General features: G+C 72.5%; 27 protein-coding genes and 1 tRNA gene. 15 read left to right on the top strand and 13 right to left on the bottom strand.

The features are described 5' to 3' along the window. The first annotated feature begins 41 nt into the window (after window positions 1-41). A complete protein-coding gene (locus tag ACZ4YL_RS04170; RefSeq protein WP_468113635.1) occupies window positions 42-590 on the top strand; it encodes a hypothetical protein in 549 nt (182 codons plus the stop codon). Between the two features lie 16 nt (window positions 591-606). On the opposite strand, the gene ACZ4YL_RS04165 is transcribed toward ACZ4YL_RS04170, so the two are convergent. Continuing rightward, complete coding sequence (locus tag ACZ4YL_RS04165) at window positions 607-2,199, bottom strand: beta-N-acetylhexosaminidase (RefSeq protein WP_468113634.1); 1,593 nt, start codon at window positions 2,197-2,199, stop codon at window positions 607-609. A gap of 172 nt (window positions 2,200-2,371) precedes the next feature. Between ACZ4YL_RS04165 and ACZ4YL_RS04160 the strand changes: the two genes are divergently transcribed. Continuing rightward, on the top strand, window positions 2,372-2,647 hold the full coding sequence (locus ACZ4YL_RS04160) for a hypothetical protein (RefSeq protein ID WP_030008735.1): 276 nt from the start codon (window positions 2,372-2,374) through the stop codon (window positions 2,645-2,647). Between the two features lie 65 nt (window positions 2,648-2,712). Continuing rightward, on the top strand, window positions 2,713-4,530 hold the full coding sequence (gene glmS, locus ACZ4YL_RS04155) for a glutamine--fructose-6-phosphate transaminase (isomerizing) (protein ID WP_468113633.1): 1,818 nt from the start codon (window positions 2,713-2,715) through the stop codon (window positions 4,528-4,530). A 108-nt stretch (window positions 4,531-4,638) separates the two neighbouring features. On the opposite strand, the gene ACZ4YL_RS04150 is transcribed toward glmS, so the two are convergent. Both ACZ4YL_RS04150 and ACZ4YL_RS04145 read right to left on the bottom strand, forming a co-directional pair. Continuing rightward, window positions 4,639-5,208, bottom strand: coding sequence for an acetate uptake transporter (locus tag ACZ4YL_RS04150; RefSeq protein WP_030008733.1), 570 nt, complete (start codon window positions 5,206-5,208; stop codon window positions 4,639-4,641). A 98-nt stretch (window positions 5,209-5,306) separates the two neighbouring features. Continuing rightward, window positions 5,307-5,840, bottom strand: a complete 534-nt coding sequence (locus ACZ4YL_RS04145) for a universal stress protein (RefSeq protein WP_030008732.1) — start codon at window positions 5,838-5,840, stop codon at window positions 5,307-5,309. Between the two features lie 445 nt (window positions 5,841-6,285). Between ACZ4YL_RS04145 and ACZ4YL_RS04140 the strand changes: the two genes are divergently transcribed. The 4 genes from ACZ4YL_RS04140 (at window position 6,286) to ACZ4YL_RS04125 (ending at window position 9,035) form a co-directional block, all read left to right on the top strand. Continuing rightward, window positions 6,286-6,606, top strand: coding sequence for a hypothetical protein (locus ACZ4YL_RS04140; protein ID WP_468113632.1), 321 nt, complete (start codon window positions 6,286-6,288; stop codon window positions 6,604-6,606). Window positions 6,607-6,982: 376 nt separating this feature from the next. Next, window positions 6,983-8,158, top strand: coding sequence for a helix-turn-helix domain-containing protein (locus ACZ4YL_RS04135; protein ID WP_301370950.1), 1,176 nt, complete (start codon window positions 6,983-6,985; stop codon window positions 8,156-8,158). Window positions 8,159-8,263: 105 nt separating this feature from the next. After that, window positions 8,264-8,866 (top strand): oligoribonuclease, encoded by a 603-nt coding sequence (gene orn, locus ACZ4YL_RS04130; RefSeq protein ID WP_468113631.1) that lies wholly within the window; start codon window positions 8,264-8,266, stop codon window positions 8,864-8,866. A 96-nt stretch (window positions 8,867-8,962) separates the two neighbouring features. Continuing rightward, a tRNA-His gene (locus tag ACZ4YL_RS04125) sits at window positions 8,963-9,035 on the top strand. A 94-nt stretch (window positions 9,036-9,129) separates the two neighbouring features. Here ACZ4YL_RS04125 and ACZ4YL_RS04120 read toward each other — a convergent pair. Then, window positions 9,130-10,155 carry a LacI family DNA-binding transcriptional regulator gene (locus tag ACZ4YL_RS04120; protein ID WP_301370948.1) on the bottom strand — a complete coding sequence of 342 codons (1,026 nt, stop codon included), beginning with the start codon at window positions 10,153-10,155 and terminating at the stop codon, window positions 9,130-9,132. Window positions 10,156-10,257: 102 nt separating this feature from the next. On the opposite strand from ACZ4YL_RS04120, the gene ACZ4YL_RS04115 reads away from it, so the two are divergent. The 4 genes from ACZ4YL_RS04115 to ACZ4YL_RS04100 are packed head-to-tail and all read left to right on the top strand — an operon-like array spanning window position 10,258 to window position 14,894. Continuing rightward, the gene (locus tag ACZ4YL_RS04115) at window positions 10,258-11,613 is read left to right on the top strand and encodes an ABC transporter substrate-binding protein (protein ID WP_468113630.1); all 1,356 of its coding nucleotides are present in this window, start codon (window positions 10,258-10,260) and stop codon (window positions 11,611-11,613) included. A 7-nt stretch (window positions 11,614-11,620) separates the two neighbouring features. Next, window positions 11,621-12,637, top strand: coding sequence for a carbohydrate ABC transporter permease (locus tag ACZ4YL_RS04110; protein WP_468113629.1), 1,017 nt, complete (start codon window positions 11,621-11,623; stop codon window positions 12,635-12,637). Further along, window positions 12,634-13,458, top strand: coding sequence for a carbohydrate ABC transporter permease (locus ACZ4YL_RS04105; protein ID WP_468113628.1), 825 nt, complete (start codon window positions 12,634-12,636; stop codon window positions 13,456-13,458). Before ACZ4YL_RS04110 ends, ACZ4YL_RS04105 begins: the two co-directional genes overlap by 4 nt. Next, window positions 13,455-14,894, top strand: a complete 1,440-nt coding sequence (locus ACZ4YL_RS04100; RefSeq protein ID WP_468113627.1) for a GH1 family beta-glucosidase — start codon at window positions 13,455-13,457, stop codon at window positions 14,892-14,894. The genes ACZ4YL_RS04105 and ACZ4YL_RS04100 overlap by 4 nt, the downstream gene beginning before the upstream one ends. 8 nt (window positions 14,895-14,902) lie before the next feature. Here ACZ4YL_RS04100 and ACZ4YL_RS04095 read toward each other — a convergent pair whose 3' ends face one another. After that, on the bottom strand, window positions 14,903-15,718 hold the full coding sequence (locus tag ACZ4YL_RS04095) for an SDR family oxidoreductase (RefSeq protein WP_468113626.1): 816 nt from the start codon (window positions 15,716-15,718) through the stop codon (window positions 14,903-14,905). An 80-nt stretch (window positions 15,719-15,798) separates the two neighbouring features. On the opposite strand from ACZ4YL_RS04095, the gene ACZ4YL_RS04090 reads away from it, so the two are divergent. Next, on the top strand, window positions 15,799-16,377 hold the full coding sequence (locus tag ACZ4YL_RS04090) for a TetR/AcrR family transcriptional regulator (protein ID WP_468113625.1): 579 nt from the start codon (window positions 15,799-15,801) through the stop codon (window positions 16,375-16,377). Between the two features lie 22 nt (window positions 16,378-16,399). Beyond that, entirely contained in the window at window positions 16,400-17,296 is an 897-nt protein-coding gene (locus ACZ4YL_RS04085) for a hypothetical protein (RefSeq protein ID WP_468113624.1), read from the top strand. A gap of 39 nt (window positions 17,297-17,335) precedes the next feature. Here the strand turns inward: ACZ4YL_RS04085 and ACZ4YL_RS04080 are convergent, their stop codons facing one another. The 6 genes from ACZ4YL_RS04080 to ACZ4YL_RS04055 all read right to left on the bottom strand — a co-directional run bounded on the left by ACZ4YL_RS04080 (window position 17,336) and on the right by ACZ4YL_RS04055 (window position 21,387). Further along, complete coding sequence (locus ACZ4YL_RS04080; protein ID WP_468113623.1) at window positions 17,336-17,629, bottom strand: hypothetical protein; 294 nt, start codon at window positions 17,627-17,629, stop codon at window positions 17,336-17,338. Window positions 17,630-17,715: 86 nt separating this feature from the next. Then, window positions 17,716-18,378, bottom strand: a complete 663-nt coding sequence (locus ACZ4YL_RS04075; RefSeq protein WP_468113622.1) for an NADPH-dependent F420 reductase — start codon at window positions 18,376-18,378, stop codon at window positions 17,716-17,718. A gap of 57 nt (window positions 18,379-18,435) precedes the next feature. Next, window positions 18,436-19,089: a disulfide bond formation protein B gene (locus ACZ4YL_RS04070; protein ID WP_468113621.1), complete on the bottom strand. Its 654-nt coding sequence runs from the start codon at window positions 19,087-19,089 to the stop codon at window positions 18,436-18,438. Between the two features lie 2 nt (window positions 19,090-19,091). Continuing rightward, a complete protein-coding gene (locus tag ACZ4YL_RS04065; RefSeq protein WP_468113620.1) occupies window positions 19,092-19,256 on the bottom strand; it encodes a DUF5993 family protein in 165 nt (54 codons plus the stop codon). Between the two features lie 27 nt (window positions 19,257-19,283). Next, complete coding sequence (locus ACZ4YL_RS04060; RefSeq protein ID WP_468113619.1) at window positions 19,284-20,690, bottom strand: sensor histidine kinase; 1,407 nt, start codon at window positions 20,688-20,690, stop codon at window positions 19,284-19,286. 7 nt (window positions 20,691-20,697) lie between these two features. Then, window positions 20,698-21,387, bottom strand: a complete 690-nt coding sequence (locus tag ACZ4YL_RS04055) for a response regulator transcription factor (RefSeq protein ID WP_030010722.1) — start codon at window positions 21,385-21,387, stop codon at window positions 20,698-20,700. Window positions 21,388-21,466: 79 nt separating this feature from the next. On the opposite strand from ACZ4YL_RS04055, the gene ACZ4YL_RS04050 reads away from it, so the two are divergent. Continuing rightward, complete coding sequence (locus ACZ4YL_RS04050) at window positions 21,467-22,006, top strand: hypothetical protein (protein WP_468113618.1); 540 nt, start codon at window positions 21,467-21,469, stop codon at window positions 22,004-22,006. Between the two features lie 48 nt (window positions 22,007-22,054). Here the strand turns inward: ACZ4YL_RS04050 and ACZ4YL_RS04045 are convergent, their stop codons facing one another. Both ACZ4YL_RS04045 and ACZ4YL_RS04040 read right to left on the bottom strand, forming a co-directional pair. Continuing rightward, window positions 22,055-22,933 (bottom strand): spermidine synthase, encoded by an 879-nt coding sequence (locus ACZ4YL_RS04045; protein WP_468113617.1) that lies wholly within the window; start codon window positions 22,931-22,933, stop codon window positions 22,055-22,057. 34 nt (window positions 22,934-22,967) lie between these two features. Beyond that, on the bottom strand, window positions 22,968-23,369 hold the full coding sequence (locus ACZ4YL_RS04040) for a hypothetical protein (protein WP_301370923.1): 402 nt from the start codon (window positions 23,367-23,369) through the stop codon (window positions 22,968-22,970). 242 nt (window positions 23,370-23,611) lie between these two features. Here ACZ4YL_RS04040 and ACZ4YL_RS04035 point away from each other — a divergent pair, with 242 nt between their 5' ends. After that, on the top strand, window positions 23,612-24,931 hold the full coding sequence (locus tag ACZ4YL_RS04035; protein ID WP_468113616.1) for a tetratricopeptide repeat protein: 1,320 nt from the start codon (window positions 23,612-23,614) through the stop codon (window positions 24,929-24,931). The last annotated feature ends 556 nt before the right edge of the window (window positions 24,932-25,487 follow it).

Raw genomic sequence — 25,487 nt, 5'->3', positions numbered from 1 at the left:
CGTGGCCGGAGCGCGCGGCCCGAGTCCGACTGGGAGCCCGCATGCCGTTCCGGATCCGCCCTGGCCGTACGGCCACCCTGCTCCTGTCGGCCGTGCTCATGGCCGGGGGTCTGTCCGGCTGTTCCTTCCTGGCGCCGTTCAAGACCTGCGAGGGGACCGAGGCGCGGATGAAGGAGCTGGAGTCGCTGCCCCTGCTCGCCTCGCCGCCGCCCGGCGCGAGCGCCCCCCGCACCTTCGACGGCGTCTACGCCGAGTGCGCGGACGACAGCGGCGACGCCTGGCTGTCAGCCGGGCGCACCTACGTGTATCCCGGCACCCGCCAAGAGGTCCTCGACCACTACCGCAAGGCCGCCGAGGCCGACGGCTGGCGGTTCGAGCCCGAACCGGTGCGCGGTCAGGAGAGGTACGGCTCGTGCTTCACGAAGGGCGAGGACGGGCAGGCCAAGGTGTTCACCCTCTCCTTCCCGCCCGCCCGCTTCATCACCGAGTTCTACGGTCCCGAGGCAGCCGCGGAGTTCGCCACGGGTTCCGGATTCGAGATAACGGTGGGCTCGGAGGCCGACGGGGCCACGACCTCCTGCTGGGCCTGACCCCGTCCCCCGCCGGTCACTGCCAGGGGACGTCCGGCGCCCGGAAGAAGCCGATGCCCTGCGCTTCCAGCCGGGGCGCCTGCGCGGCCAGGCGGCGGCTGTAGGAGGTCCAGTCGAGCGCGGCCGCCGGCGACCAGCCCAGTTCGGCCAGGCCCAGCACCCGTGGGAAGGCCATCAGCTCCCAGTCGCCGCGCGTCGCGACGGTCTCCGTCCACAGCGGGGCCTCCACACCCAGCACCGCCGACTCGGGAACCCCGGCCAGGTACGCCCCCGGGTCCCAGGAGTAGGCGCGCCGCACCGGGACGTACCCCGCCCAGGCCAGGCCCGGCTTCGTCGCCGGGTCGTACTTCATGTCCAGATACAGCCGGTCCGCCGGCGACAGGATCAGCGGGTGCCCCGCCTTCGCCGCCGCCACCACGGCCGCCTTGTCCGCGGCCGCGGTCTTGTCGTGGCCCCAGTACTGGAGCACCGCGCCCCGGGCCGGGCGGGCCGCCGCCAGCTGGTGCCAGGCCACCACCGTCTTGCCGTACCGCCCCACCACCGCCTGCGCCCGGTCCATGAAGGCCGCGTAGTCCGCCGCCGGCGTCGCGTGCGCCTCGTCGCCGCCGATGTGCAGGTAGCGGCCCGGGGTCAGCTCCGCCAGCTCGCCGAGGACCTCGTCGATGAACTCGTACGTCCGCTCCTTGGCCACGCACAGTGAGCTGAAGCCCACCTTGACGCCGGTGTACCGCTCCGGGGCCTTGCCGTCGCAGTTCAGCTCGGCGTAGGAGGCGAGCGCCGCGTTCACGTGCCCCGGCATGTCGATCTCGGGGACCACGTCCACGTACCGCTGCCCCGCGTAGGCCACCAGCTCCCGGTACTCGTCCTTCGTCCAGTGGCCGCCGGGTCCGCCACCGACCTCGCTGCCGCCCCCGTACTCCGCCAGCCGCGGCCAGGACTCGATCGCGAGACGCCACCCCTGGTCGTCGGTCAGGTGCACGTGCAGGGTGTTGACCTTGTACTGGGCGAGCTGGTCGACGTACCTCTTCACCTGGTCCACCGAGAAGTGGTGGCGCGCGATGTCGACCATGGCCCCCCGGTACGCGAAGCGCGGCCGGTCGGTGACCGTCCCGCCCGGCACCGTGCCCGGACCCGCCGCCGGCAGCAGCTGGCGCAGCGTCTGCCCCGCGTGGAAGAGGCCGGCCGGGGTCCGCGCGGTGAGGGTGACCCCGGTCGGGCCGGACTCCAGCCGGTACCCCTCGTCGCCCACCCCCTGCGCGCCCTGGTCGATCCTGAGCCGGATCCCGTCCCCCTGCGCCCCGTCGACCACCGGCAGCGGCAGCCCGCTCGGGCCGCGCAGCTGCTCGGCGAGGAGCTCGCCCACCCGGCGGACCTCCTCGTCCGGGCCCCGGCCGGTACGGATGACCGTGCCCGCGCCGAAGGAGTACCCGGGGCCTTCGGCGCTCGCGGAGACGGGCGCGGGCAGCAGCCGTTCGAAGGGGGCGAGGGCCACCGGCGGGTCGTCCCCGGGTCTGGCGTCGTCACCGTGGGCGGAGGTGCAGGCCGTGACCAGGGCCGGGGCCGCGGCGAAGGCGAGGAGGGCGCCGAGCGTGCGTCGCAGGACTCTCATGCGCACAGGTATAGGCCAAGCGGGCCGTCCCGTCCGGTGAGTGAATCCAGGACGGGCGGAAATCATCCGAAGGAGGGCACACCGAGCGCCTCGCTGGTCCAGACCAGAGAGATCCTGCCCGAAATCGGGCAGGATCTTTGCGTTCATCGCCGCCAGCCGCCAATATCTACGAGTGCTCGATCGCCGCCCGTCGCATGACGACCTCGTCGACCACCTGGTGCGCAGCACCGCGCTGCAGCGCGGCGAGGCAGCCCGGGTGGTACTGGACGTGCTCGCCTACTTCGACGAGACGACCGAGGAATTCGTCCGCCGCCGCCACCGGGAACTGCAGTCCGGCGGAGCGGTGAACGCGGAGATCTTCGAGCGGATCGCGGCCGAGCTGCCGCACCGCGCCGTGGCGCCGCCGGAGCTCTCGCTCCGGCAGTTGCGCCGCATCGTCTACGGCTGAGCCGACGGCCGCCGCACGCGGCCCCGGACGAGTACAGAACCGAACTTCAGGAGGGGCAGAACCGTATGTGTGGAATCGTCGGTTACATCGGCAAGCGTGACGTGGCACCGCTGCTGCTGGAAGGCCTGCAGCGGCTGGAGTACCGCGGATACGACTCCGCGGGCATCGTGGTCAACACCCCGAAGGCCCCGGCCCTGAAGGTCGTCAAGGCCAAGGGCCGCGTCCGCGAGCTGGAGTCCCGCGTTCCCAAGCGCTTCGCCGGCACCACCGGCATCGCCCACACCCGCTGGGCCACGCACGGCGCCCCGAGCGACATCAACTCCCACCCGCACCTGGACCCCGAGAACAAGGTCGCGGTCGTCCACAACGGCATCGTCGACAACTGCTCCGAGCTGCGCGCCAAGCTTGAGGCCGAAGGCGTCGTGTTCGTCTCGGAGACCGACACCGAGGTCATCGTCCACCTGATCGCCCGCTCCGAGGCCGACTCCCTGGAGGAGAAGGTCCGCGAGGCGGTCAAGGTCATCGACGGCACCTACGGCATCGCCGTCATGCACGCCGACTTCCCCGACCGCATCGTCGTCGCCCGCAACGGCTCCCCCGTGGTCCTCGGCATCGGCGAGAAGGAGATGTTCGTCGCCTCGGACGTCGCCGCGCTGGTCGCCCACACCCGCCAGGTCGTCACCCTCGGCGACGGCGAGATGGCCACCATCAAGGCTGACGACTTCCGCACCTACACGACCTCCGGCACGACGACCAACGCCACCCCGGAGACCGTGGAGTGGGAGGCCGCCTCGTACGACATGGGCGGTCACGACACCTACATGCACAAGGAGATCTCCGAGCAGCCCGACGCGGTCGACCGTGTGCTGCGCGGCCGGATCGACGACCGCTTCAGCACCGTGCACCTGGGCGGCCTGAACCTGGACCCGCGCGAGGCGCGCGGCATCCGCCGGGTCAAGATCCTGGGCTGCGGCACCTCGTACCACGCGGGCCTCATCGGCGCCGGCCTCATCGAGGGCATGGCCCGCATCCCCGCGGACGCCGAGCCGGCCTCCGAGTTCCGCTACCGCAACCCGGTCGTGGACCCCGACACCCTCTACATCGCGGTCTCCCAGTCCGGTGAGACGTACGACGTCCTCGCGGCGGTGCAGGAGCTCAAGCGCAAGGGCGCCCGCGTCCTCGGCGTGGTCAACGTGGTCGGTTCCGCGATCGCCCGCGAGGCCGACGGCGGCGTGTACGTGCACGCCGGCCCCGAGGTCTGCGTCGTCTCCACCAAGTGCTTCACCAACACGGTCGTGGCGTTCGCGCTGCTCGCCGTGCACCTCGGCCGCATCCGGGACCTCTCGGTCACCGACGGCAAGCGGATCATCGAGGGCCTGCGCAAGCTGCCCGCGCAGATCCAGGAGATCCTCGACGGCGAAGAGGACATCAAGAAGCTGGCGGCCGAGTTCGCCGAGGCCAAGTCGATGATGTTCATCGGCCGGGTGCGCGGCTACCCGGTGGCGCTGGAGGCCTCCCTCAAGCTGAAGGAGATCTCCTACATCCACGCCGAGGCCTACCCGGCCTCCGAGCTCAAGCACGGTCCGCTGGCGCTGATCGAGCCCTCGCTGCCGACGGTCGCGATCGTCCCGGACGACGACCTGCTGGAGAAGAACCGCGCGGCGCTGGAGGAGATCAAGGCCCGCAGCGGCCGGATCCTCGCGGTCGCCCACCGCGAGCAGGAGAAGGCGGACCACACCATCGTGGTCCCGAAGAACGAGGACGAGCTGGACCCGATCCTCATGGGCATCCCGCTCCAGCTCCTGGCGTACCACACGGCCCTGGCCATGGGCCGGGACATCGACAAGCCGCGCAACCTGGCGAAGTCGGTCACGGTCGAGTAGTCGTCCGTCCCCGGACCGGCACCGGACACCCGAGAACCCCCGTGCGCGGTGCGCACGGGGGTTCCCTGCCGTGGCGCCCGGACCGGACCGGCCGATCCGCCGGTCCGGTCAGCTCGCGGCGACCGCGCCGCCGCTGCGGGCCTTGCCGAAGGCCATCGGCCAGTGCGCCAGCGCAGCGGTGGCGCCGTACCAGGCCAGCAGTCCGGAGACGGCGGCGACCCAGCCGCCCGCCTTCGCGAGCGTGCCGTTGTCCACGAACGCGCCTATCGCGAGCAGGAGCAGCGACAGGGTCAGCAGGGCGTAGACGCCCTGACTGAACAGACCGCTCGCGGCGGCGACCGTGAGGGTCAGCGCGAGCATCGCGAACAGGACAAGAAACGTTCCGGCGGCTTCGTCGGAGACCGAACCGCCCGCGCCCTTGGCCCACGTGAACCAGAAGATGCCGAGGCCCGCGAACGCGGTGCCGTTGAACCCGTTGCCGCCGCGGTACTCCAGGAGACCGAGGAGGAACAGGGCCGCGCCGCCGACGTACATCGCGAGCGACACGGAGTTGGCAGCGGACACGCCGTCGATGACACCGGTGTGGCCGATACCGAATGCGAGAAGGGTGAGACCCAGGGCGATGTTCCCGAGGGTCGAAGTCGAGGCCGTGCTTCCCGCAGAGACACCATTGTCCACGGCGGGCTCCCTTCGATCTGCAGTTGTTTGCTGCGTCCCAGCAGCATTTATCTACCCTTTACACGGGGGCACAACCGCACAAGCGACTTAACAAGCGGTCACGGAATGACAACAACTGGTCGCTGTGCGCGCTTGGCCAGCCGGCCGGCGACCGATCCGAAGATCCGGCCCACGATCCCGTGCGTGGAGCCGACCACGATGGCGTCGGCCGAATACTCCCGGCCGACCTCCTCCAGCTCATGGCAGATGTCACCACCGCGCTCGACCAGGATCCACGGCACTTCGGCCAGATAGTCCGCGCAGGCGAGCTCCAGCCCGAGCACCTCGGTGCGGTGGTCCGGCACGTCGACGAAGACGGGCGGCTCGCAGCCGGCCCACACCGTGGTGGGCAGCCGGTTGGCGACATGGACGATGATCAGACCGGATCCGGAGCGACGGGCCATGCCGATCGCATAGGCGAGCGCGCGCTCACTGGAGGTGGATCCGTCGAATCCCACAACGACCCCGTGCCGGAAGGCCGGATCGCAGTGCACGCGTGTCTGTTCCACCGCGCGCAGATCGGCGGCCGACGCGGGGTCGACGACGCGTTTGCGCTTGCGGTCCGCGGGTTCGGAGAATTCGTGACCGGCCATGGGTATCTCGGCGAAGAGGTCCTTGGAGGAAGCAACAGGGGCGAAATTGGCGACGCAGTGTGACGGAGCTCTGTCCGGGAAGCATCTTCCCAAGCCCATACCCACCAGGGTACGGCGACACTCCTGTCCTGCACAGGGCATGCCGCCCTTGGAGAGCGTCCCAGGGAGCATGCCGGAGCGAGCGCGCCTTGGCAATGGCCGCTGTCCCCTACAGCCAGTGACGAGCCGGGACATCGCCACCCGTTGGCACAGTGACCGAGCCCGCCGCCGGGCGTTGGGACATGCGTCCGACCTTCAGGTAAGAGCCCGCAGGGAGCACGCCGTGCCCGGTCATCCGGTTCACCCCGTCCAGCCAGCTCGGCCGACGCAGTCCGTCCGGTCCCGCCAGAACGCCGACCCCGCCCCGCACTTCACCCCGTCCCCCCGGTCGGCCCTTCACCCGTCCGTGCGTTCCGCCGGACGCCCCCACGACGACCCCGCGGGTGACGTCGTGCGCTGGGCCGCCTTCAGCTGCCTGCTCGTCCCCGTGGTCCTCGTCGTCTACGGAACCTCCTTCGGCGGGGCCGCCGTCGCGACCCTCGGCCTGCTCGCCGTCACGGCCGCGTGCCGGGTCCTGCTGCGCCACTCGGAGAGGACCCGGCGGGCTGCGGCCCGGGTGCCCGCGGAGGAGCCCCTTCCGCCGGCCCACCGCGGCCGGCACTCGCGCGCCGGCGCCGGGATGCGCCGCGGTTGCCGGGGCTCCGGCCCGGTCTCCCCGCAGGACTGACTCATTCGCACACCCACACACGCATGTTTTCAGCCAACTTCCCGGCAGAGTGGCCTCCTTGCCGGAATGCCCCCCTGTCCCCCTCACCACCAGCGACGACAGACCGCGGGGGGCGTTCTGGCCCTACAGGTACTGGCCATGGCCGGGGAGCGCGCTTCCTGTTCGGGTAGCGGAGTGGAACGCTTACTGATCGAATGCTTTTCGCCAAGTTGAGAAGTCGACATAGCGCTGCGTGCTGAACTTGTCACGCCGACACCACGGGACGCAGTAGATTCGATCATGTATTTACGGCGGGGGATCCACGTGCAAGGCCGAGGGGAAACGTGCAGGTGCGACCAGACCAAGGAGTCGCGACACCCAAGGGGGGCTTAGCGCCATGAGCCAGGATTCCACCGCTGTCGTCACAACAGACGCCGGCCGGAAGCTCGCGGGGCGTCGCCGCAGGGAGATCGTCGCGGTGCTGCTCTTCAGCGGCGGACCGATCTTCGAGAGCTCCATTCCACTTTCCGTGTTCGGCATTGACCGGCAGGACGCGGGAGTTCCACGCTATCGATTGCTCGTGTGCGCCGGTGAGGACGGTCCGCTCAGGACCACCGGCGGGCTCGAACTGACCGCGCCGTACGGGTTGGAGGCGATCGCCCGGGCAGGAACGGTCGTCGTTCCCGCCTGGCGCTCCATCACTTCACCGCCGCCGCCGGAGGCGCTCGACGCACTGCGTCTGGCGCACGAGGAGGGGGCCCGGATCGTCGGACTGTGCACGGGAGCCTTCGTGCTCGCCGCCGCCGGTCTGCTGGACGGCCGGCCCGCGACGACGCACTGGATGTACGCGCCGACGCTGGCCAAGCGGTACCCGTCCGTCCATGTCGATCCGCGCGAACTGTTCGTCGACGACGGCGACGTGCTCACGTCCGCCGGCACGGCGGCCGGAATCGACCTGTGCCTGCACATCGTGCGCACGGACCACGGCAGCGAGGCGGCCGGGGCCCTGGCCCGCAGGCTCGTCGTGCCGCCGCGCCGCACGGGCGGCCAGGAACGCTATCTCGACCGGTCGCTGCCGGAGGAGATCGGCGCCGACCCGCTGGCCGAGGTCGTCGCCTGGGCACTGGAACACCTCCACGAGCAGTTCGACGTGGAGACGCTGGCCGCCCGCGCCTACATGAGCAGGCGCACCTTCGACCGGCGGTTCCGCTCGCTCACCGGCAGCGCTCCGCTCCAGTGGCTGATCACCCAGCGGGTGCTCCAGGCACAGCGGCTGCTGGAGACCTCCGACTACTCGGTCGACGAGGTCGCCGGGCGCTGCGGGTTCCGCTCGCCGGTCGCCCTGCGGGGTCACTTCCGGCGGCAGCTGGGGTCCTCCCCGGCCGCCTACCGCTCCGCCTACCGGGCACGCCGGCCGCAGGCCGACGTGGCACAGGTGGCCGAGATCAACGCGGGTCCGGTTCCGCACCAGCGCACTCCGCAGCCCCACCGGGCGGCCGCGGCCCTGGCCGCGTCGGGTCCCACGGTGACGGAGCTGTACGCCCCGGGCCGGGTCATGCGGGAACACGCCTGACCGCGAACTGAGTACGACGCACGAGGGTCCTCCATCGGCCACCGCCGATGGGGGACCTTCCGCATATGCGGTCCGCGCCCCGGGGGACCGCATAAGGTGGGACACATGAACGATCGCATGGTGTGGATCGACTGCGAGATGACCGGGCTCTCGTTGACGGACGACGCACTTATCGAGGTGGCCGCACTGGTCACCGACTCGGAGCTCAACGTGCTCGGCGAAGGCGTGGACATCGTGATCCGCCCGCCGGACGCCGCGCTGGAGACCATGCCCGACGTGGTGCGCGAGATGCACACCGCCTCCGGCCTGCTCGACGAGCTGGCCGGCGGGACCACCCTCGCGGATGCCGAGGCGCAGGTCCTGGCCTACGTGCGGGAGCACGTGAAGGAACCCCGCAAGGCGCCGCTCTGCGGAAACTCGGTCGGCACCGACCGCGGCTTCCTGCTGCGCGACATGGTCGCGCTGGAGAGCTACCTGCACTACCGGATCGTGGACGTGTCCTCGGTCAAGGAGCTGGCGCGCCGCTGGTACCCGCGGGCGTACTTCAACAGCCCGCCGAAGAACGGCAACCACCGGGCGCTGGCGGACATCAAGGACTCCATCACCGAGCTGCGCTACTACCGGGAGGCGGTCTTCGTACCGCAGCCCGGGCCCGACTCGGACACGGCCCGCAGCATCGCCGCCAAGCACGTCGTGCCGGGCGCGTAGGCCCCTCCGGAGGGGGGCGCCGGGAAAGGGGGGAGCGAGCACCCTCCCGGACCCTGTACGCTTCTCTTCGGCCGGTCGGTTTTCCGACCGGACATGGTGGGTGTAGCTCAGTTGGTAGAGCACCTGGTTGTGGTCCAGGTGGCCGCGGGTTCAAGTCCCGTCACTCACCCTGCGGGAAGGCCCCGGTTCGCGGAAGCGGACCGGGGCCTTCTGCATGACCAGGGGCTTCCGCCCGGCCTGGACCTTCCGCCCGGCCGGGGCCGTCAGGACGACTCCCGGACCACCAGCCGGTTCGGCAGCACGGCGGCCGCCTCGCCCGGCTCCCCCGCGATCCTCCCCAGCAGCATCCGCGTCATGGTCCGGCCCATCTCCTCGATCGGCTGCCGGACGCTGGTCAGCGGCGGGTCCATGTGCCGGGCCACCACCGAGTCGTCGAAGCCGACCAGCGCCACGTCCCGCGGGATCCGGCGGCCGGCCGCGCGCAGCTCCCGCCGGGCGCCCGCCGCCATGACGTCCGAGGCGGCGAACACCGCGTCGAGCCCGGGGTGGCGCTCCAGCAGGGCGCGCATGGCCCGCCGGCCGCCCTCCTCGGTGAAGTCGCCGACCGCGATCAGCAGCTCGTCGACGGGATGTCCGGCGGCGGCCAGGGCCTGCCGGTAGCCGTCGAGGCGGCACTGGGCCCCGTACACGTCCAGCGGACCGGTGATCGTGGCGATCGTACGGCGGCCCCGGTCGAGGAGGTGGCGTACGGCCTCGGCCGCGCCCGCCAGGTTGTCGGAGTCCACGCAGGGCAGGGTCTCGGCGGCGGAACGGCGGCCACTGATCACCGTCGGGATGCCGAGCTCGGCCAGCAGCTCCGGCAGCGGGTCCCCGGCGTGGACGGAGACGAGCAGCACCCCGTCGACGCGGTGCCCGGACAGGTACTGGGCGAGCCGGCGGCGCTCGCGGTCGCTGCCCGCCAGGGTGAGGACGAGCTGGACCTCGGTGTCGGCGAGCTCGGCGCCGACCCCGCGGACCACTTCGGAGAAGTAGGGCTCGGCGAAGAAGCGGGCCTCGGGCTCGGGGATCACGAGGGCTATGGCGTCGGTGCGGTTGGCCGCGAGGGCGCGCGCGGCGCGGTTCGGTACGTACCCCAGCTCGGCCACGGCCGCCTCGACGGCGACCCTGGTGTGCTCGCTGACCTTGGAGGATCCGTTGATCACCCGGGAGGCCGTGCCGCGCCCGACTCCGGCGCGCGCCGCGACCTCCTCAAGGGTCGGTCGTCCCCCACTGCGCCCGTGCCCGTTCATGACTTCCTCCCGGTTGTGAATCTACCTCTTGACGGCTGTGGGAGCGCTCCCACACTGTGTCACACGACACCTGGCACGTTTCGTCCTTCTGGGAGGAAGCACATGCGCGTCCGAGCCCGAGCCCGAGTCCGAAGAACCCTTGTCACGACCGTCGCCGCGGCCGGAACCGCGGCCCTGCTGCTCGCGGGGTGCGCGCAGGACCCCGACGACAGCCCCGACCAGGGCGCCCCCGCCACCGGCACGTCCGGCGGCGCCGCACAGACCACCCTCACCGTCGGGGTCTTCGGGGCCTTCGGACTCCAGGAGGCGGGACTCTACGACGAGTACATGGCGCAGAATCCCGGGATCCGCATCGAGCAGACCTCCATCGAGCGGAACGAGAACTACTACCCCCAGCTCCTCACCCACCTGGGCACGGGCAGCGGGCTCGCCGACATCCAGGCCGTCGAGGTCAACAACATCGCCGAGATCACCGCCACCCAGGCCGACAAACTGGTGGACCTGGCCAAGGTCCCGGGCGTGGACAAGGCCGCGTACCTGCCCTGGAAGTGGGCCCAAGGCACGGCGAGCGCGGCCAGGGGCGGGGCCACGGTCGGCCTCGGCACGGACATCGGCCCGCAGGGCATCTGCTACCGCAAGGACCTCTTCGAGGCGGCCGGGCTGCCCACCGACCGGACGGCGGTCGGGACGCTGTGGGCGGGCGACTGGAACAAGTACCTGGAGGCGGGCCGGACGTACAAGGCGAAGGCCGGCGAGGGGAAGGCCTTCGTCGACTCGGCGTCGGGTGTGATGGCGGCGGTGACCGGGAGCAGCGCCCAGCGCTTCTACGACGACCAGGGCAAGGTCGTCTACAAGACCAACCCGGCGGTGCGCGGGGCCTTCGACCTGGCGGCGTCCTTCGCCACCGACGGGCTGAGCGCCAAGCTGCAGCAGTTCACCCCGGCCTGGGACCAGGGCTTCTCCAACGGCTCCTTCGCCACGGTCTCCTGCCCGGCCTGGATGCTCGGCTACATCCAGGACAAGGCGGGTCCGGCGGGCAAGGACAAGTGGGACGTGGCGCAGGCGCCGAAGCCCAGCAACTGGGGCGGGTCCTTCCTGGTGGTGCCGAAGGCGGGCAAGCACGCCGAGGAGGCGGCGAAGCTCGCGGCCTGGCTGACGGCTCCGGCGCAGCAGGCGAAGCTCTTCGAGAAGCGGGGCAGTTTCCCGAGCGCGAGCGCCGCGTACAAGCTGCCGGCGGTGTCGGGCGCGCAGCACGCCTACTTCGGCGGCGCCCCGATCGGCGAGATCTTCTCCAAGGCCGCCGAGGGCGTGCCTGTGACGGTGGTCGGCCCGAAGGACCTGGTGATCGCGCAGAACCTGGCGGACATCGGGATGCTCCAGGTCGACCAGAAGGGCCGCAGCCCGCAGGAGGGCTGGGAGGCCGCGGTGAAGGCGATCGACAACGCCCTGGACCAGTGAGGTACCGGTGACGGACGAGACGGCTGTGCTGTCCCCCTCCGCCGTCGGCCCGGAGCGGCCGGCGGCGGAGGGGGGCGGCCGGAGCCGGCCGGGCGGGCGGGGCGGGCGGGCCCAGGTGTGGCGCTCGCGCCGCTACCGCTGGGACCTGCGCTGGAGCCCGTACGCCTTCGTGGCGCCCTTCTTCCTCTTCTTCGCCGCCTTCGGGCTGTTCCCGCTGCTCTACACGGGCTGGGCGGCGCTGCACCAGGTGGAGCTGACCGATCCCGACAGCATGACCTGGGTGGGGCTGCGGAACTTCACCCGGCTGTGGGACGACGCGTTCTTCTGGAACGCGCTGCGCAACACGGTGACCATCGGGCTGCTGTCCACGGTGCCGCAGCTGGCGATCGCCCTGGGCCTGGCCCACCTCCTCAACTACCGGCTGCGGGGCTCGGCGTTCTTCCGGGTCGCGGTGCTCACCCCGTACGCGACCTCGGTGGCGGCGGCCACCCTCGTCTTCGTCCTGCTCTTCGGCCGGGACTACGGAATGGTCAACTGGGCGCTGTCGGCGGTGGGTTTCGATGCGGTCGACTGGCAGAACGGCACCTTCGCCTCCCAGCTCGCCGTCTCCACCATCGTGATCTGGCGGTGGACCGGCTACAACGCGCTGATCTACCTGGCGGCCATGCAGGCCGTACCGGGCGAGCTGTACGAGTCCGCCGCGCTGGACGGGGCCTCGCGCTTCCAGCAGTTCCTCCACGTCACCGTGCCCTCGCTGCGGCCGACGATCTTCTTCACCTGTGTGGTGTCGACGATCGGGGCGACCCAGCTGTTCGGCGAGCCGCTGCTGTTCAACGGCGGGGCGGGCGCGACGGGCGGCTCGGACCACCAGTTCCAGACGCTCGGGCTGTACCTGTACGAGCAGGGCTGGGTGAACCTGCACCTCGGGCGGGCCTCGGCGATCGCGTGGGCGATGTTCCTGATCCTGCTGCTGATCGCCGGGGCGGCGCGGCTGCTGCGCGGCCGGAAGGAGGGTTCCCGATGAGGTCACTGCGCGCGGGCCGGCTGACGTACGTGGTGCTCGCCCTGTTCACGGCCGGCTCGCTCTTCCCGCTCCTGTGGACGGCGATCGCGGCGTCCCGGAGCAATACGCGCCTGGCCCAGACCCCGCCGCCGTTCTGGTTCGGCGGGAACCTGGGGCGCAACCTCCAGGTCGCGTGGACCGACGCCAACATGGGGACGGCCCTGCTGAACACGGTGATCGTGGCGGGCACGGTCGCCGCGGGCACCGTGTTCTTCTCCACGCTCGCCGGCTTCGCCTTCGCCAAACTCCGCTTCCGCGGCAGCCGGCCGCTGCTGGCGCTGGTGATCGGGACGATGCTGATCCCGCCGCAGCTGAGCGTGGTGCCGCTCTACATGCTGATCGCGAAGCTGTCGTGGACCGACCGGCTCCAGGCGGTGATCCTGCCGACCCTGGTGGGCGCCTTCGGAGTGTTCTTCATGCGCCAGTACCTGGTGCACGCGCTGCCGATGGAGCTGGTGGAGGCGGCACGCACGGACGGGGCGAGTTCGCTGCGGGTCCTGTGGCACGTGGTGTTCCCCGCCGCCCGGCCCGCCATGGCGGTGCTGGGGATGCTGACCTTCGTCATGGCCTGGAACGACTTCTTCTGGCCGATCGTCGCGCTGACCCAGAACGGCAGCCCGACGGTGCAGGTGGCCCTGACCGGGCTGGGCCGGGGCTACATCCCCGACCAGTCGGTGATCATGGCGGGCGCGCTGCTGGGCACGCTCCCGCTGCTGCTGGTGTTCCTCGTCTTCGGCCGGCAGATCGTCGGCGGCATCATGCAAGGAGCGGTGAAGGGATGACCCAACTCCCGACGAACACGAACACGGACCCGGGCACGAACGCGGACCCGGACGTGGGCACGGACCCGGACACCGGCGCGCGGGAACTGCGGTTCCCCGACGGGTTCCTGTGGGGTACGGCCACGGCGGCCTTCCAGATCGAGGGCGCCGCGGCCCTGCGCGGACCGTCCATCTGGGACACCTTCTGCCGTATGCCGGGCAAGGTGCACGGCGGTGACACGGGCGACGTGGCCGTCGACCACCACCGGCTGTGGCGGGAGGACGTCCGGCTGATGGCCTCGCTCGGGCTCGGCGCCTACCGGTTCTCGGTGTCCTGGCCGCGGGTCCTCGCCGGCGGGATCGGCTTCTACGACGCCCTGGTCGACGAGCTGCTCTCGTACGGGATCCGACCCTGCGTGACCCTGTACCACTGGGACCTGCCGCAGGAGCTGGAGAGCGCGGGCGGCTGGCCCGAGCGGGAGACGGCCTACGCCTTCGCCCGGTACGCCGAGCAGGTCACGGCGGCCCTCGCCGACCGGGTGGAGCTCTGGACCACCCTCAACGAGCCCTGGTGCAGCGCCTTCCTCGGCTACGCCTCGGGGGTCCACGCCCCCGGCCGCACCTCCCCCGCCGACGCGTTGCGCGCCGCCCACCACCTCAACCTGGCCCACGGACTGGCCGCCGCGGCCCTGCCGGCCCGGGCCAGGGCCGGTATCGCGCTCAACCCCAGCGCGGTACGGCCGCTGACCGGCTCGGCGGCCGACCTGGACGCGGCCCGCCGGATCGACGCCCTCGCCAACCGGGTCTTCACCGGCCCGCTGCTGCACGGGGCGTACCCGCAGGACCTGCTCGCGGACACCGCCGCGGTGACCGACTGGTCCTTCGTCCGCCACGGCGACGAGGCGCTGATCCACCAGCCGCTGGACTTCCTCGGGGTGAACTACTACACGCCGGCGTTGGTCTCGGCCGCCCCCGGCGGGAACGGCCCGCGCGCCGACGGGCACGGGGCTGCGGCGCACTCCCCCTGGCCCGCCGCGGAGTCGGTCGCCTTCCACCAACCCCCGGGCGAGCGCACCGACATGGGCTGGACGATCGACCCCACGGGCCTGTACGACCTGCTGATGCGCTTCACCCGCGAGGCGCCCGGGCTGCCGCTGCTGGTCACCGAGAACGGCGCGGCGTACACCCTGGACCTGCACGACCCGCAGCGCATCGGCTACCTGGAGGCCCATCTCGCCTCCGTCCACCGCGCCCTGGCGGACGGCGCCCCGGTGGAGGGCTATTTCCTCTGGTCGCTGATGGACAACTTCGAGTGGTCCTACGGGTACAGCAAGCGCTTCGGCATCGTGCAGGTCGACTACGAGACCCAGGCTCGCACCCCCCGCTCCAGCGCCCACTGGTACGCCCGCCTGGCCCGGAAGGGGAGCTTCCTCACCTACGGGGACGAGGCGTTCTAGACGACGGCCTAGCGGAAGGCCGGGGCCGAGCGGGCCGCCCAGTCCGCGAACGGGCGGGGCGCCCGGCCGAGGATCTGCCGTACGGCGGGGCTCGGCTCCAGTTCGGCGGGCAGGGGTTCCCCGAGGATCCCGAGGGTGCCCTCCACGACCGGCTCGGGCATGAAGGTCAGCATCTGGGCGCGGGCCTCCTCCCGGGTCTGCTCGACGAAACGGACGGGCTCGCCCAGGGCCGCGCCGATCGCCTCGGCCCGCTCCCTCGGGGTGACCGGGGCGGGTCCGGTGAGCTCGTAGGTCCGGCCCGCGTGCCCCGGCTCGCGCAGGACCGCGGCCGCGACCTCGGCGATGTCCGCCGGGTCGACGGTCGGGAGCCCGACGTCGCCGAAGGGCGCGGCGGCCGTGCGCCGCGTACGGATGGTCTCGGCCCAGGCGTAGGCGTTGGAGTTGAGGCCGCCGGAGCGCAGGATCGTCCACTCCAGGCCGCTGCGGCGGACGGCGTCCTCGAACCGCGCGGGGTGGGCGTACACCTCGGGGCGGGTTCCGGCGCCCTGCGACGAGAGCAGGACGACCCGGCGGATCCCGGCGGCCGCGGCCCGGTCCAGGATTCCCTGCGGGTCCTCTCCGGCGACGAGCAGGAACAGTGCGTCGGCCCCTTCGAGCGCGGGACCGAGGCCCTGCGGCTCGGCGAGGTCGCCCTGGTGGTGGCGGACCCCTTCGGGCATGTGCGCGGGCCGTCGGGAGACGGCGGTCACGCGCTCGCCGCCGTCCGCGAGGATCCGTACGAGTTCCTGGCCCACGTTCCCGGTCGCACCTGTCACTACGATCATGACGATCCCCCTTGTGAGTTAGTTGACTGACTTAGTTACGACCATAGCCGCCTCCCGATCACTCGTCTAGAGTCAGTCAGGTGACTGACTCAAATAAGGTCCGGCGGACGTCCGGCAAGCGGGAGCGGCTGGCGGCCGCCGCGGCGCAGGTCCTCCACGCGCAGGGCGTCGCCCAGACCACGCTCGCGGACATCGCCCAGGCCGCCGAAGTCCCGGTGGGCAACGTCTACTACTACTTCAAGACCAAGGACGAGCTCGTCGAGGCCGCGATCGACGCGCACGCCCAGACCCTCCGGGGCCTGATCACCGCCCTCGACGAACTCCCCACCCCCGGGGAGCGATTGAAAGCCCTGCTGTCCGGCTGGGTCCGACAGCGCGAGCTCACCGCCCGGTACGGCTGCCCCACCGGCACCCTCGCCTCGGAACTCGACAAGCGCGCCGACGGCCTCGACCGCTCGATCGCGGAGGTCATGCGGGTCCTGCTCGACTGGGCCGAGCGGCAGTTCGCGGAGATGGGCCGGGCCGACGCCCGCGAACTCGCCGTCGCCCTGATCGCCGCCTACCAGGGCATCTCCCTGCTCACCAACACCTTCCGCGACCCGGACCTCATGACCGCCGAGGCCCAGCGCCTGGAACGCTGGATCGACTCCCTCATCTGAGGGCCCGCCACCGGAGATGACGATGCACCCAGCTGACGGACCGGCCCGCACCACGCCCCAGCGCCCCCTGGACGTGGAGTCCCTCTTCCCGGGCCTGGCCGCCCACCGCCGTACCGCGACCCGGCTGCACCCGCGCCCGGGCAGGCCCGGGCCGCACGACAGCCACGTAGGAGGGCCGCTGCTGTGGCCCGCCGGCGAACCGTGGCCGGTGTGCGCGAGCCCGCACCGGCGCGCCCCGGAACCGGGACCGCTGCCGCTGCTCGCCCTGGCCCAGCTCCACGCCCGGGACATACCGGACCTGCCGGCCGGGCCGGACGGCTGCGATCTGCTCCAGGTGTTCTGGTGCCCCTTCGACGCCCACGGACCCACCGGCTCCGGCATGTACACGCACCTGCGGTGGCGCCGGGCGGCGGAGGTCCGCGCGGTGGCGGCGGAGCAGCCGGCGCCGGCAGCCGTCGGCTTCTCCGGGTACGTGCCCGAGCCGTGCGTGCTGCACCCGGAGCGGGTCACCGAGTACCCGTACATCGAGCTGCTCACCGGGGAGCTGGGCGCGGCGGTCGAGGAGTGGGAGGACGCCCGGGAGGAGGCCGCCTACGAGGCGGCGGAGGAGGGCGGCGAGGAGGCCTGGCTGCCGACCTATCAGAGCGACCTGTCCCTCGCCCCGGGCTGGAAGGCAGGCGGGCACCCCGCCTGGAACCTCACCGGGCCCGGGACCATGGACTGTGACGCCTGCGGGAGCCCGATGGAGCTGCTGCTGACCGTCGCGACGAACGAATGGCACGCGGACACCAGGAGCTGGATCCCGGTGGAGGACGGGCCGCGGAACCCGACCGGGGTGGTCGTCGGCAACCACGGCAAGCTCAACGTCTTCGCCTGCCCCCGGGACCCGTCCCACCCGCACGGCTCCAGCGTCCAGTAGGGGCTTCGACGGGCGACGCGGTGCTCGGGAGGCCGCTCCCTAGGACCGCATCGCCGCCAGGCCCTTCGCCAGTTCCTCGGCGTTCATCACCGGAGCGACCTCGATCTCGGCGTTGAACTGCAGGAACAGGTCCTCCATCAGCGGCGGCATCTGCGCGCTGTCCTGCAGGTCGAAGACCATCCAGCAGGAGCGCACGCCCTCGTGCAGGCCGAAGTAGGCGGCCTCCGGCTTCACCTTCTCCATCAGGGTCTTGATCGCCTGGGGCAGCGCGCCGGTCTTGATGCCCTCGTTGGTGGCGGCCGTGTCCATGTGTGCCCTGAGCATGACTCTCATGCGTGGCTCCTTCCGTCAGGCCCACCCTCGGCCGGGGTCGGGGGCCCGGCAACAGGTGCGCCCCCGTCCGGGGAGGGTGCGGCCCGTCAGGCGCCCTGGATGTGGAAGTTGAAGTCCGCGTGGCCGAGCGCGCCCATCAGGCGGAGCCAGACGGGCAGCAGCATCTCGGTGCCCCGGGCCGTCTCGATGCCCCCGAGGTCGAGGACGCTCGCTTCCGGCCACCCGAAGGCGTACAGCAGTTCGCGCACGGACTTCTTGGCGTCCGCGTCCTCGCCCGAGAGGAAGACGTGGTGCTCGCCGGCGACCCGCGCCGGGTCCACCATGATCTGGCAGTTCATCGTGTTCAGCGTCTTGACCACCCGCAGCCGCGGGAAGGTGCGCTGGATCAGCTCGGCCAGGCTGTCGTCGTTGACCGGGTCCAGGACCGGCGGGAAGCCCCCCGAGAAGTCCAGCGGGTTCGCGATGTCGATGAGGATCTTGCCGTCGAGGTGGGCGGCGTCCGCCTCCGTCAGGGCGGCGATACTGGCCTGCCCGCCGGTGGCGTTGACCAGGGTCTCGCCGTCCCGCGCCGCCTGCGCGAACGTGGCCAGCCCGACGGTCGGGTGGGCCTCCTGCCACTGCGCGTACTCGGAGCGGCCGAGGGTGGCTTCCGGTTCCCGGGTGCCGATGACCACCTGGTGGCCCAGGCCGTCGAGCCGGGCGGCCACCGTACGGCCGACGATCCCGGTGCCGAGGACTGCGTAGCGCATTGCGGAGATCCATTCGTCGAACGGAGGCCGGGCCGCCCCGGCCCATCCCGGGACCGGTCAGCCCAAGATCCCGACATCGTAGAAGAACCGGTACCGGTTCGGGGCGTCCGGAAGGAACCAGTGGAAGCCCTCCTCCAGGAAGACCGCCAGCAGGTTCACGGCGATGACCATGCCCAGGAACCACAGCGCGCACATGCCCGCCGTGCGCAGTACCCCCGGACGGACCGCCGGCACGGCACGGTCGGCCGTCACATGGGCGAAGGCCAGGGCGACGCCGATGGCGACCACCGACAGCTGGAAGAGGATCCACGCCCATACGTACAGGTGCAGGCCGAGCACCTCGCTCCCGTACCCCTTGGCCCCCGGCAGGACGTGCAGCATGGTCTGCCGCCAGGACGCGAAGGAGCCCCCGATCGCCGCGACCAGGGACAGCCCCCAGCCCGTCATGTAGGCGCGACCCGTCACGGTGCCGCTGATCAGCGCCGAGCGGATGATGTACGCCGCGCCCAGGGCGGCCAGCAGCATGAACATCCGCTGCGCGAGGCACAGCGGGCACGGGACGTCCCCCCGGCCGAACTGGTGGTACAGGCCGGCGCAGACGACTGCCGACCAGCCGAGGGCGAAGAAGCAGGCGAACCAGTACTGGACCCGGCTCAGCAGGCCGTTCTCCGGCGGGGCGTCCGGCACGAGGCTCTGCATCGTCGCGGCCACGGTCAGTAGCTCAGCTTCAGGGCGAGGCCGCTGGTGATGTGGTGCACCGTCAGCAGGGTGACGGCGATCAGCACCGCCCACCACGCGCCGAGCACGACCGTCCGGGACGCGCCCCGGTACAGGGCGATCAGCGTGGCGAGGAGCCCGCCGAAGATCAGGGTGTCCATGCCGCGGACCGTACCGAGGCGGTGGCATCACGCCTGCGAGGCGCGCCCCCGGTTACGTCGGTTGCCGCGTCGGCCGCGCCCGGCCCGCCCCGTGCCGGGGCCGCCGAGACTCCGGCCGTCCAGGCCGATCCAGACCCGGACCTCGGTCCCGCCGAGCACCGAGCGCCCCAGCCGTACGTCGCCGCCGGTCGACTCCGCGACCCGCCGCACGATGTCCAGGCCGAGGCCCGTCGAGCCGTCGCGGCCGCCGTCGTTGCCGCGGCGCAGGGCCGCGTCCGGGTCGGAGATGCCGGGACCCGCGTCCGAGACCAGCACGATGACGGCGTCGCCCGCGTCGTGGACGTCCACCGAGAAGGGGGTGCCCTCGGGGGTGTGCCGGAAGACGTTGCCGAGCATGGCGTCGAGGGCGGCGGCGAGTTCGGGCCGCGCCACGGGGATCCGTACGGTGCGGTCCACGCCCGCGAGGCGCACCTCGCGTCCCTCGTCCTCCGCGAGCGCCGACCAGAAGGCCATCCGGTCGCGGATCACCTCGGAGGCGTCGCAGCCCGCGCCCGCCCCGGCCCCGGGGCCGGTGGCCGGTCGCTGCTCGCGGGCGGTACGGATGATCGTGTCGACCTCGCGCTCCAGCTGTTCCACGGCGGCGCGGGTCTGTTCGGCGGCCGGACCGTCGCCGAGGGAGGCCGTGTTGAGCCTGAGCACCGTCAGCGGGGTCCGCAGCCGGTGCGAGAGGTCGGCGGCCAGTTCCCGCTCGTTGGCGAGGAGTTCGACGACCTGGTCCGCCATCGCGTTGAACGCGGCGGCCGCCGACCGGAGTTCCTTCGGCCCGTCCTCGGGCACCCGGGCGCCGAGCCTGCCCTCGCCGAGCTGGTGGGCCGCGTCCGCGAGCCGTTCGGCGGGCCGGACCAGCCGGGCGCCGAGCCGGTCGGCGACCCCGACCGAGCCGATGATCAGGGCCAGCCCGACGCCCGCGAGCACCAGCCAGGCGGTCGCGACGCCGTTGCTGACCTCGCTCTCCGGTACGAAGATCTCCACCACGGCGATGTCCCCGGAGCCCAGCGCGGTCGGCTGGAGCAGTGCCGAGCCGCCGCCCGCCACCGATGCGGTCGTGCCCCGTCCCATCCGCTGGGTCTCCGCGACGGCGCGCTCCCCGGCCCGGCCCTGGCCGATGTCCACCGGCGGGCTGTCACCGATCGCGGGCACGTGGACGGCCATCCGCCGGGCGGCGCCCATCTGGGTGGACTCCACCGCCTTGCGCAGCTGCACGGGGTCGGTGGTGATGGACAGCGTCGGCCCGATGCTGGCGGCCTGCCGTTCGGCGTTGGAGAAGGCCCGGTCGCTGGCCATCTCCTGGACGACGAGGCCCAGCGGTACGGCGAAGGCCACGACCACCATGGCCGTGACCGCGAGGCACACCTTGACGAGCGCCCATCTCATCTCGCGCTCACCGGGGCGGCTCCAGCTTGACCCCGACCCCCCGCAGCGTGTGCAGGTAGCGCGGCCGGGCGGCGGTCTCGCCGAGTTTGCGGCGCAGCCAGGACAGGTGGACGTCGATGGTCTGGTCGTCGCCGTACGACTGCTGCCAGACCTCGGCGAGCAGTTCGCGCCGGGCCACGACCACCCCGGGCCGGCCGGCGAGGAAGGCCAGCAGGTCGAACTCCCGGCGGGTGAGGTCCAGTACGGCCCCGTCCAGCTCGGCCTGGCGGCGCAGCGGGTCGATGGCGAGCCCGCCGACGCGCAGGACGCGCGAGGGCGGTTCGGCCCCGGCGGCGGCCCGGGCGCGGCGCAGGACGGCGGACATCCGGGCGGAGAGGTGCTCCACGGAGAAAGGTTTGGTCAGGTAGTCGTCGGCGCCGTCGTTGAGCAGCCGGACGATCTCCGCCTCGTCGTCGCGCGCGGTGGCGATGATCACGGGGACGTCGGTGATGCCGCGCAGCATCTTGAGCGCCTCGGACCCGTCCAGGTCGGGCAGTCCGAGGTCGAGGATGACCACGTCGAAGCGGTGGTGCGCGACCTCGCGCAGGGCCTCCAGGGCCGTGCCGACGCTGCGCACGGTGTGCGAGGCCTCGGTCAGGTGCCGGATGAGGGCGGAACGTACGAACTGGTCGTCCTCGACCACGAGCACACTTGCCATGGCCCGCACCGTAGTCCATCCGGGCGACCCGGCGGGGTGTCGGGCCACTCTTGTGGCGGGTGGTGCAGTATGTGCCCTGATGCGACGAGGACTTCTTCATGCGATGGCCTGGATGCTGGCGACCGGCGCGGCGGTGACGCTGTCGTGGTGGGGCGTGCACACCGTCATGTCGGGAACGGCCTACGATCCGCCGCTCGCGGTACCCCTGACCAACCGTCCGCTGTCCTCGTCGACGCACGGCGCGCAGGCGTCCCCGTCCCCCTCGGAGTCCGGGTCCCCCTCGCCCTCCGGGTCACCCACCCCGGAAGCGTCGCCGACCGCCGGGGCCTCCGCGGAGAAGTCCCCGGAGCCGTCGGCCACCCCCGGCCCGTACCAGCGGACGGAGGGCCAGGACGCGGGCAAGGTGCAGGCCTATCCCGTGTCCGGCGGCCGGGTCGTCTTCTCCCTGGGCGCGTCCTCCGCGGAGCTGGTCTCGGCCACCCCGGCGGCCGACTGGCGGATGCAGGTGTGGAAGCAGGACTTCTGGATCCGGGTCACCTTCACCAAGGACGGCCGCGAGGTGTCGGTCTTCTGCACCTGGCACGACCACCCGCCGATGGTCGAGATCGTCGACCCCTGAGACGGCCCCTTGCGCGGCCCCGGCCCGATCCGGAAGGGCCGGGAGCGTTCAGCGGAAGACGGAGGGCGGCGGCGGCGGCGAGGCCACCGCGGAGGCGTCCGCGACCGGGGCCGCGCCGCCCGCGAAGTCGGCCAGGGCCCGGCCGTGCTCGACCCGGCCCGGGTGCGGGTCGCTCGCCACCCGGCGGGTGAATTCCGCGACGGGCAGTTCACGGTCGGCCGCCACCAGGACGGCGTTGCCGAACCGTTTCCCCCGCCACACCACCGGATCGGCGGCCAGCGCCAGCTCCGTGAACCGGGACGCGGCCGTCGCGATCTGGCTCCGCAGATGGGTCAGCGGCGGACCGTCCGCCAGATTGGCCACGTACCACCCGGTGGGCGCGAGGGCACGGCGTACGTCGTCCAGGAACTCGGCGCTCGTCAGGTGCGCCGGGGTGCGCGCCCCGCTGAACACGTCCGCGATCACCAGGTCCGCCCAGCCGTCCGGGACCTTGGCCAGGCCCGCCCGCGCGTCCACGGCCCGGACCCGTACCCGCGCCTGCGGATCCAGCGGCAGGTGTTCCCGTACGAAGGCCACCAGGGCGGCGTCGATCTCCACGACCTGCTGGGTGGAACGGGGGCGGGAGGCGGCGGTGTAGCGGGCGAGGGTGAAGGCGCCGCCGCCCAGGTGCACCACGTTCAGGGGCTGCCGGGCGGGCGCGACGAGGTCGATCAGGTGACCGATCCGCCGCTGGTACGCGAAGTCCAGGTACCCGGGATCGTCCAGGTCCACGTGCGACTGCGGGGCCCCGTCGATCAGCAGGGTCCAGGCGCCGGCCCGCTCCCGGTCCGGCTCCAGCTCCGCCAGGCCGCCGTCCACCTGCCCGACGACCGCCTCGGCGCCGCCGCGTCCGCGCTGCTTGCCCTTGTTCCTGTCCTTGCCTGCCACCACCCCATTGTGACGGGCGGCAGCCGGGGAGGGCTCAGCGGCAGTTGTCCGCGGCCTCGATCAGCCGGGCCGCCTCGCCGAGCGCCGCCCGCAGCACGTCCGGATCGGTGACCGGCCCGACGGCCTCCGGCGGGAGCAGCCAGCCGGTGGCACCCGCGGCGGGCGAGGCGGCGTCGCCGAAGCGCATGCCGCGCCCGTTGGTCTGCGTACACGCACTGCCCGGCAGGTCCCACGCGTCGGCCGTGCCGGACGGCACGAGGAAGCCGAGGGTGTCGCCGGATCCGTCGTGCAGGACGGGTCCCACCCCGCCGGCCTGGCTGGCGGCGCGGCGGATGATGTCCACCGCCTCCAGCCCCTGCCGGGTGGGAACGGTCACCAGGTCCAGGTCCGGGGCCGCGCCGGGCTCGGACGCGGTATTCGTTCCAGTGCTCTCCATGCCGCCCTCCAACAAGGGAACCCCTCCTCGATCCGTATCCGCATGGGTTCAACGCACGGGAACGTCAACGGGTGCGGCGGCAAGACGCCGCAAAGGATGGCAGTTCATGGCGGATCGCGGGTGAGATATCCGTTTTGTAGCCAAACATCGCATGAACACCCCCTCGCTGGCGGTACGTTCATGCGCGCCGGACCCCCAGTCACAGCACCGGTGCTGCGTTCCTTGCCAGAGAGGTCACGTCCATGGCGGCGTCCCCCCACTCACCCAACTCCACGTTCCGGCGGCTGCGCGGGCAGCACTCCCCGGCCGAGTTCGCGGCCCTGGTACGCCGAGCCGCGAAGGAGATCGGAGAAACGGTTTCCTGCGACGCGCGCTACATCGGCCGGGTCGAGTCCGGCGAGATCCGCTGCCCCAACTACGCCTACGAGCGGGTCTTCCTCCACATGTTCCCCGGCCGCGCCCTGGCCGATCTGGGCTTCTCCCCCCGCGAGAGCGTCCGCGGCCGCTCGGCCCAGCGCGATCCCCTCTCCGTCCCCTTCCACCGTTCCCCTTCCAGTGCCAAGGAGAGCGACGTGCTGCGTCGCGCGTTCATGGCGGGCGGCTCCGCGACCGTGGCGGCCGCGACGCTCAGCCTCACCCTGCTCGGCGACACCCGCCGGCTCCCCTCCCGCGCCGGCGAGTCCGAGGCCGCCGCCGTCGAGGACGCGGTACGCCAGATCCGCCTGCTGGACGACCGGCACGGCGCCGACGCCCTGTACCGGCGGGCCGCCGAACCCCTGCGCACCGCCTACGCGCTGCTCGACGCGGGAGCCACCCGGCAGTCCACCGAGGACCGGCTGCACTCGGGCGCCGGTGAACTGGCCGTCTCCGTCGGCTGGCTGGCCCACGACTCGGGCCGCTTCGACGACGCCCGCTCGCACTACGCGGAGGCCCTGGCGACGGCCCGGGTCGCGCGGGACGCGGGCCTGGAGGCGCACGCCTTCAGCAACATGGCCTTCCTGGCCCGGGACTGCGGCCGCTCCCGCGAGGCGGTACGGGCCGCCCAGGCGGGCCGCCGCGCCGCCCGCTCCCTCGGTTCCCCGCGCCTGCTGTCCCTGCTCGCACTGCGGGAGGCGGGCGGCTGGGCGGGGCTGGCCGACCGCAAGGCCTGCGAGGAGGCGCTGACCCGGGCGCACACGGAGTTCTCCCGCGGCGAGTCGGACGCCGACCCCGAGTGGATGTCCTTCTTCGGGCAGGCGGAGCTGGAGTCCCTGGAGGCGCGCTGCTGGTCGGCCCTCGGCGAACACGCCCGCGCGGCCCGGCACGCCCGCCGCGCCGCCGACCTCCAGGACCCGCACTTCGCCCGGAACGTGGCCCTCTACACCGCCGAGCTGGCCGGCGACCTGGCCCGCGCGGGGGCCCCGGACGAGGCCGCGTGGGCGGGGGGCCGCGTGCTGGACCTCCTGGCGGAGGTCCAGTCGACGCGGGTCCGCTCGATGCTCACGGAAACGGCCGGCACCCTGGTCCCCCACCAGCGCTCCCCCCGGGTGGGCGCCTTCCTGACGAGGCACGCGTCGCTCTGAGCCCGGGTGCTCGGCGGTGCACGGCGGGTCCGGATCCACGCCGGGCCCCTGCGGTCGGCTCGACGGTGTGGCTTCCCTGCCGTGGTGGGTCGCCTCAATCGCCGGCGGGGCCGGTGCCCGGCGGTCGGCTCGGCGGTGTGGCTTCCGTGCCGTGGTGGGTCGCCTCAAACGCCGGCGGGGCTGGGTGGTGTGGGGCGGTGCCCCGCACGAGGGTCTCCTCGGCTCGCGCCAGGCGGCCGTGGTTCTGCCAGACGGCCCGGGTTGCGCGCTCGTCCTGCGGGGACCCTCCTGCGTGTCCCCGCCCCACGGCAGGGCTCCGACAGCGACGCGCCATGCCCCTCCTGCGGGCGTCCGCAGCTGAGGGGTGGGGGGACGGGGCGGGGTGTCCCCGCAGGACGAGCGCGCGACCACCGGGTACAGCCGAGACATGCCCGCACGCGCCGAGCCGAGGAGACACCCCGCCCCGGCCCCCCACCCCGCCCCTGCCGACAGGCCCGCCACCTCCAGCCCCGCCGGCGATTGAGGCGCGGGTCCGGGCAGCGCCCGGCAGACGGCC

It is taken from the genome of Streptomyces sp. NPDC030021 (genome assembly GCF_055574035.1).
Note: the sequence above shows the minus strand (reverse complement) of the source record. Positions and strands in the feature narration are given on the sequence as shown.

Bases quoted from the DNA above. Each gene is read 5' to 3' on its own strand.
- ACZ4YL_RS04170 (WP_468113635.1), top strand. From the start codon at position 42: ATGCCGTTCCGGATCCGCCCTGGCCGTACGGCCACCCTGCTCCTGTCG.
- ACZ4YL_RS04165 (WP_468113634.1), bottom strand. From the start codon at position 2,199: ATGAGAGTCCTGCGACGCACGCTCGGCGCCCTCCTCGCCTTCGCCGCG.
- glmS (WP_468113633.1), top strand. From the start codon at position 2,713: ATGTGTGGAATCGTCGGTTACATCGGCAAGCGTGACGTGGCACCGCTG.
- ACZ4YL_RS04145 (WP_030008732.1), bottom strand. From the start codon at position 5,840: ATGGCCGGTCACGAATTCTCCGAACCCGCGGACCGCAAGCGCAAACGC.
- ACZ4YL_RS04135 (WP_301370950.1), top strand. From the start codon at position 6,983: ATGAGCCAGGATTCCACCGCTGTCGTCACAACAGACGCCGGCCGGAAG.
- orn (WP_468113631.1), top strand. From the start codon at position 8,264: ATGAACGATCGCATGGTGTGGATCGACTGCGAGATGACCGGGCTCTCG.
- ACZ4YL_RS04120 (WP_301370948.1), bottom strand. From the start codon at position 10,155: ATGAACGGGCACGGGCGCAGTGGGGGACGACCGACCCTTGAGGAGGTC.
- ACZ4YL_RS04115 (WP_468113630.1), top strand. From the start codon at position 10,258: ATGCGCGTCCGAGCCCGAGCCCGAGTCCGAAGAACCCTTGTCACGACC.
- ACZ4YL_RS04105 (WP_468113628.1), top strand. From the start codon at position 12,634: ATGAGGTCACTGCGCGCGGGCCGGCTGACGTACGTGGTGCTCGCCCTG.
- ACZ4YL_RS04100 (WP_468113627.1), top strand. From the start codon at position 13,455: ATGACCCAACTCCCGACGAACACGAACACGGACCCGGGCACGAACGCG.
- ACZ4YL_RS04095 (WP_468113626.1), bottom strand. From the start codon at position 15,718: ATGATCGTAGTGACAGGTGCGACCGGGAACGTGGGCCAGGAACTCGTA.
- ACZ4YL_RS04085 (WP_468113624.1), top strand. From the start codon at position 16,400: ATGCACCCAGCTGACGGACCGGCCCGCACCACGCCCCAGCGCCCCCTG.
- ACZ4YL_RS04080 (WP_468113623.1), bottom strand. From the start codon at position 17,629: ATGAGAGTCATGCTCAGGGCACACATGGACACGGCCGCCACCAACGAG.
- ACZ4YL_RS04075 (WP_468113622.1), bottom strand. From the start codon at position 18,378: ATGCGCTACGCAGTCCTCGGCACCGGGATCGTCGGCCGTACGGTGGCC.
- ACZ4YL_RS04065 (WP_468113620.1), bottom strand. From the start codon at position 19,256: ATGGACACCCTGATCTTCGGCGGGCTCCTCGCCACGCTGATCGCCCTG.
- ACZ4YL_RS04060 (WP_468113619.1), bottom strand. From the start codon at position 20,690: ATGAGATGGGCGCTCGTCAAGGTGTGCCTCGCGGTCACGGCCATGGTG.
- ACZ4YL_RS04055 (WP_030010722.1), bottom strand. From the start codon at position 21,387: ATGGCAAGTGTGCTCGTGGTCGAGGACGACCAGTTCGTACGTTCCGCC.
- ACZ4YL_RS04050 (WP_468113618.1), top strand. From the start codon at position 21,467: ATGCGACGAGGACTTCTTCATGCGATGGCCTGGATGCTGGCGACCGGC.
- ACZ4YL_RS04040 (WP_301370923.1), bottom strand. From the start codon at position 23,369: ATGGAGAGCACTGGAACGAATACCGCGTCCGAGCCCGGCGCGGCCCCG.
- ACZ4YL_RS04035 (WP_468113616.1), top strand. From the start codon at position 23,612: ATGGCGGCGTCCCCCCACTCACCCAACTCCACGTTCCGGCGGCTGCGC.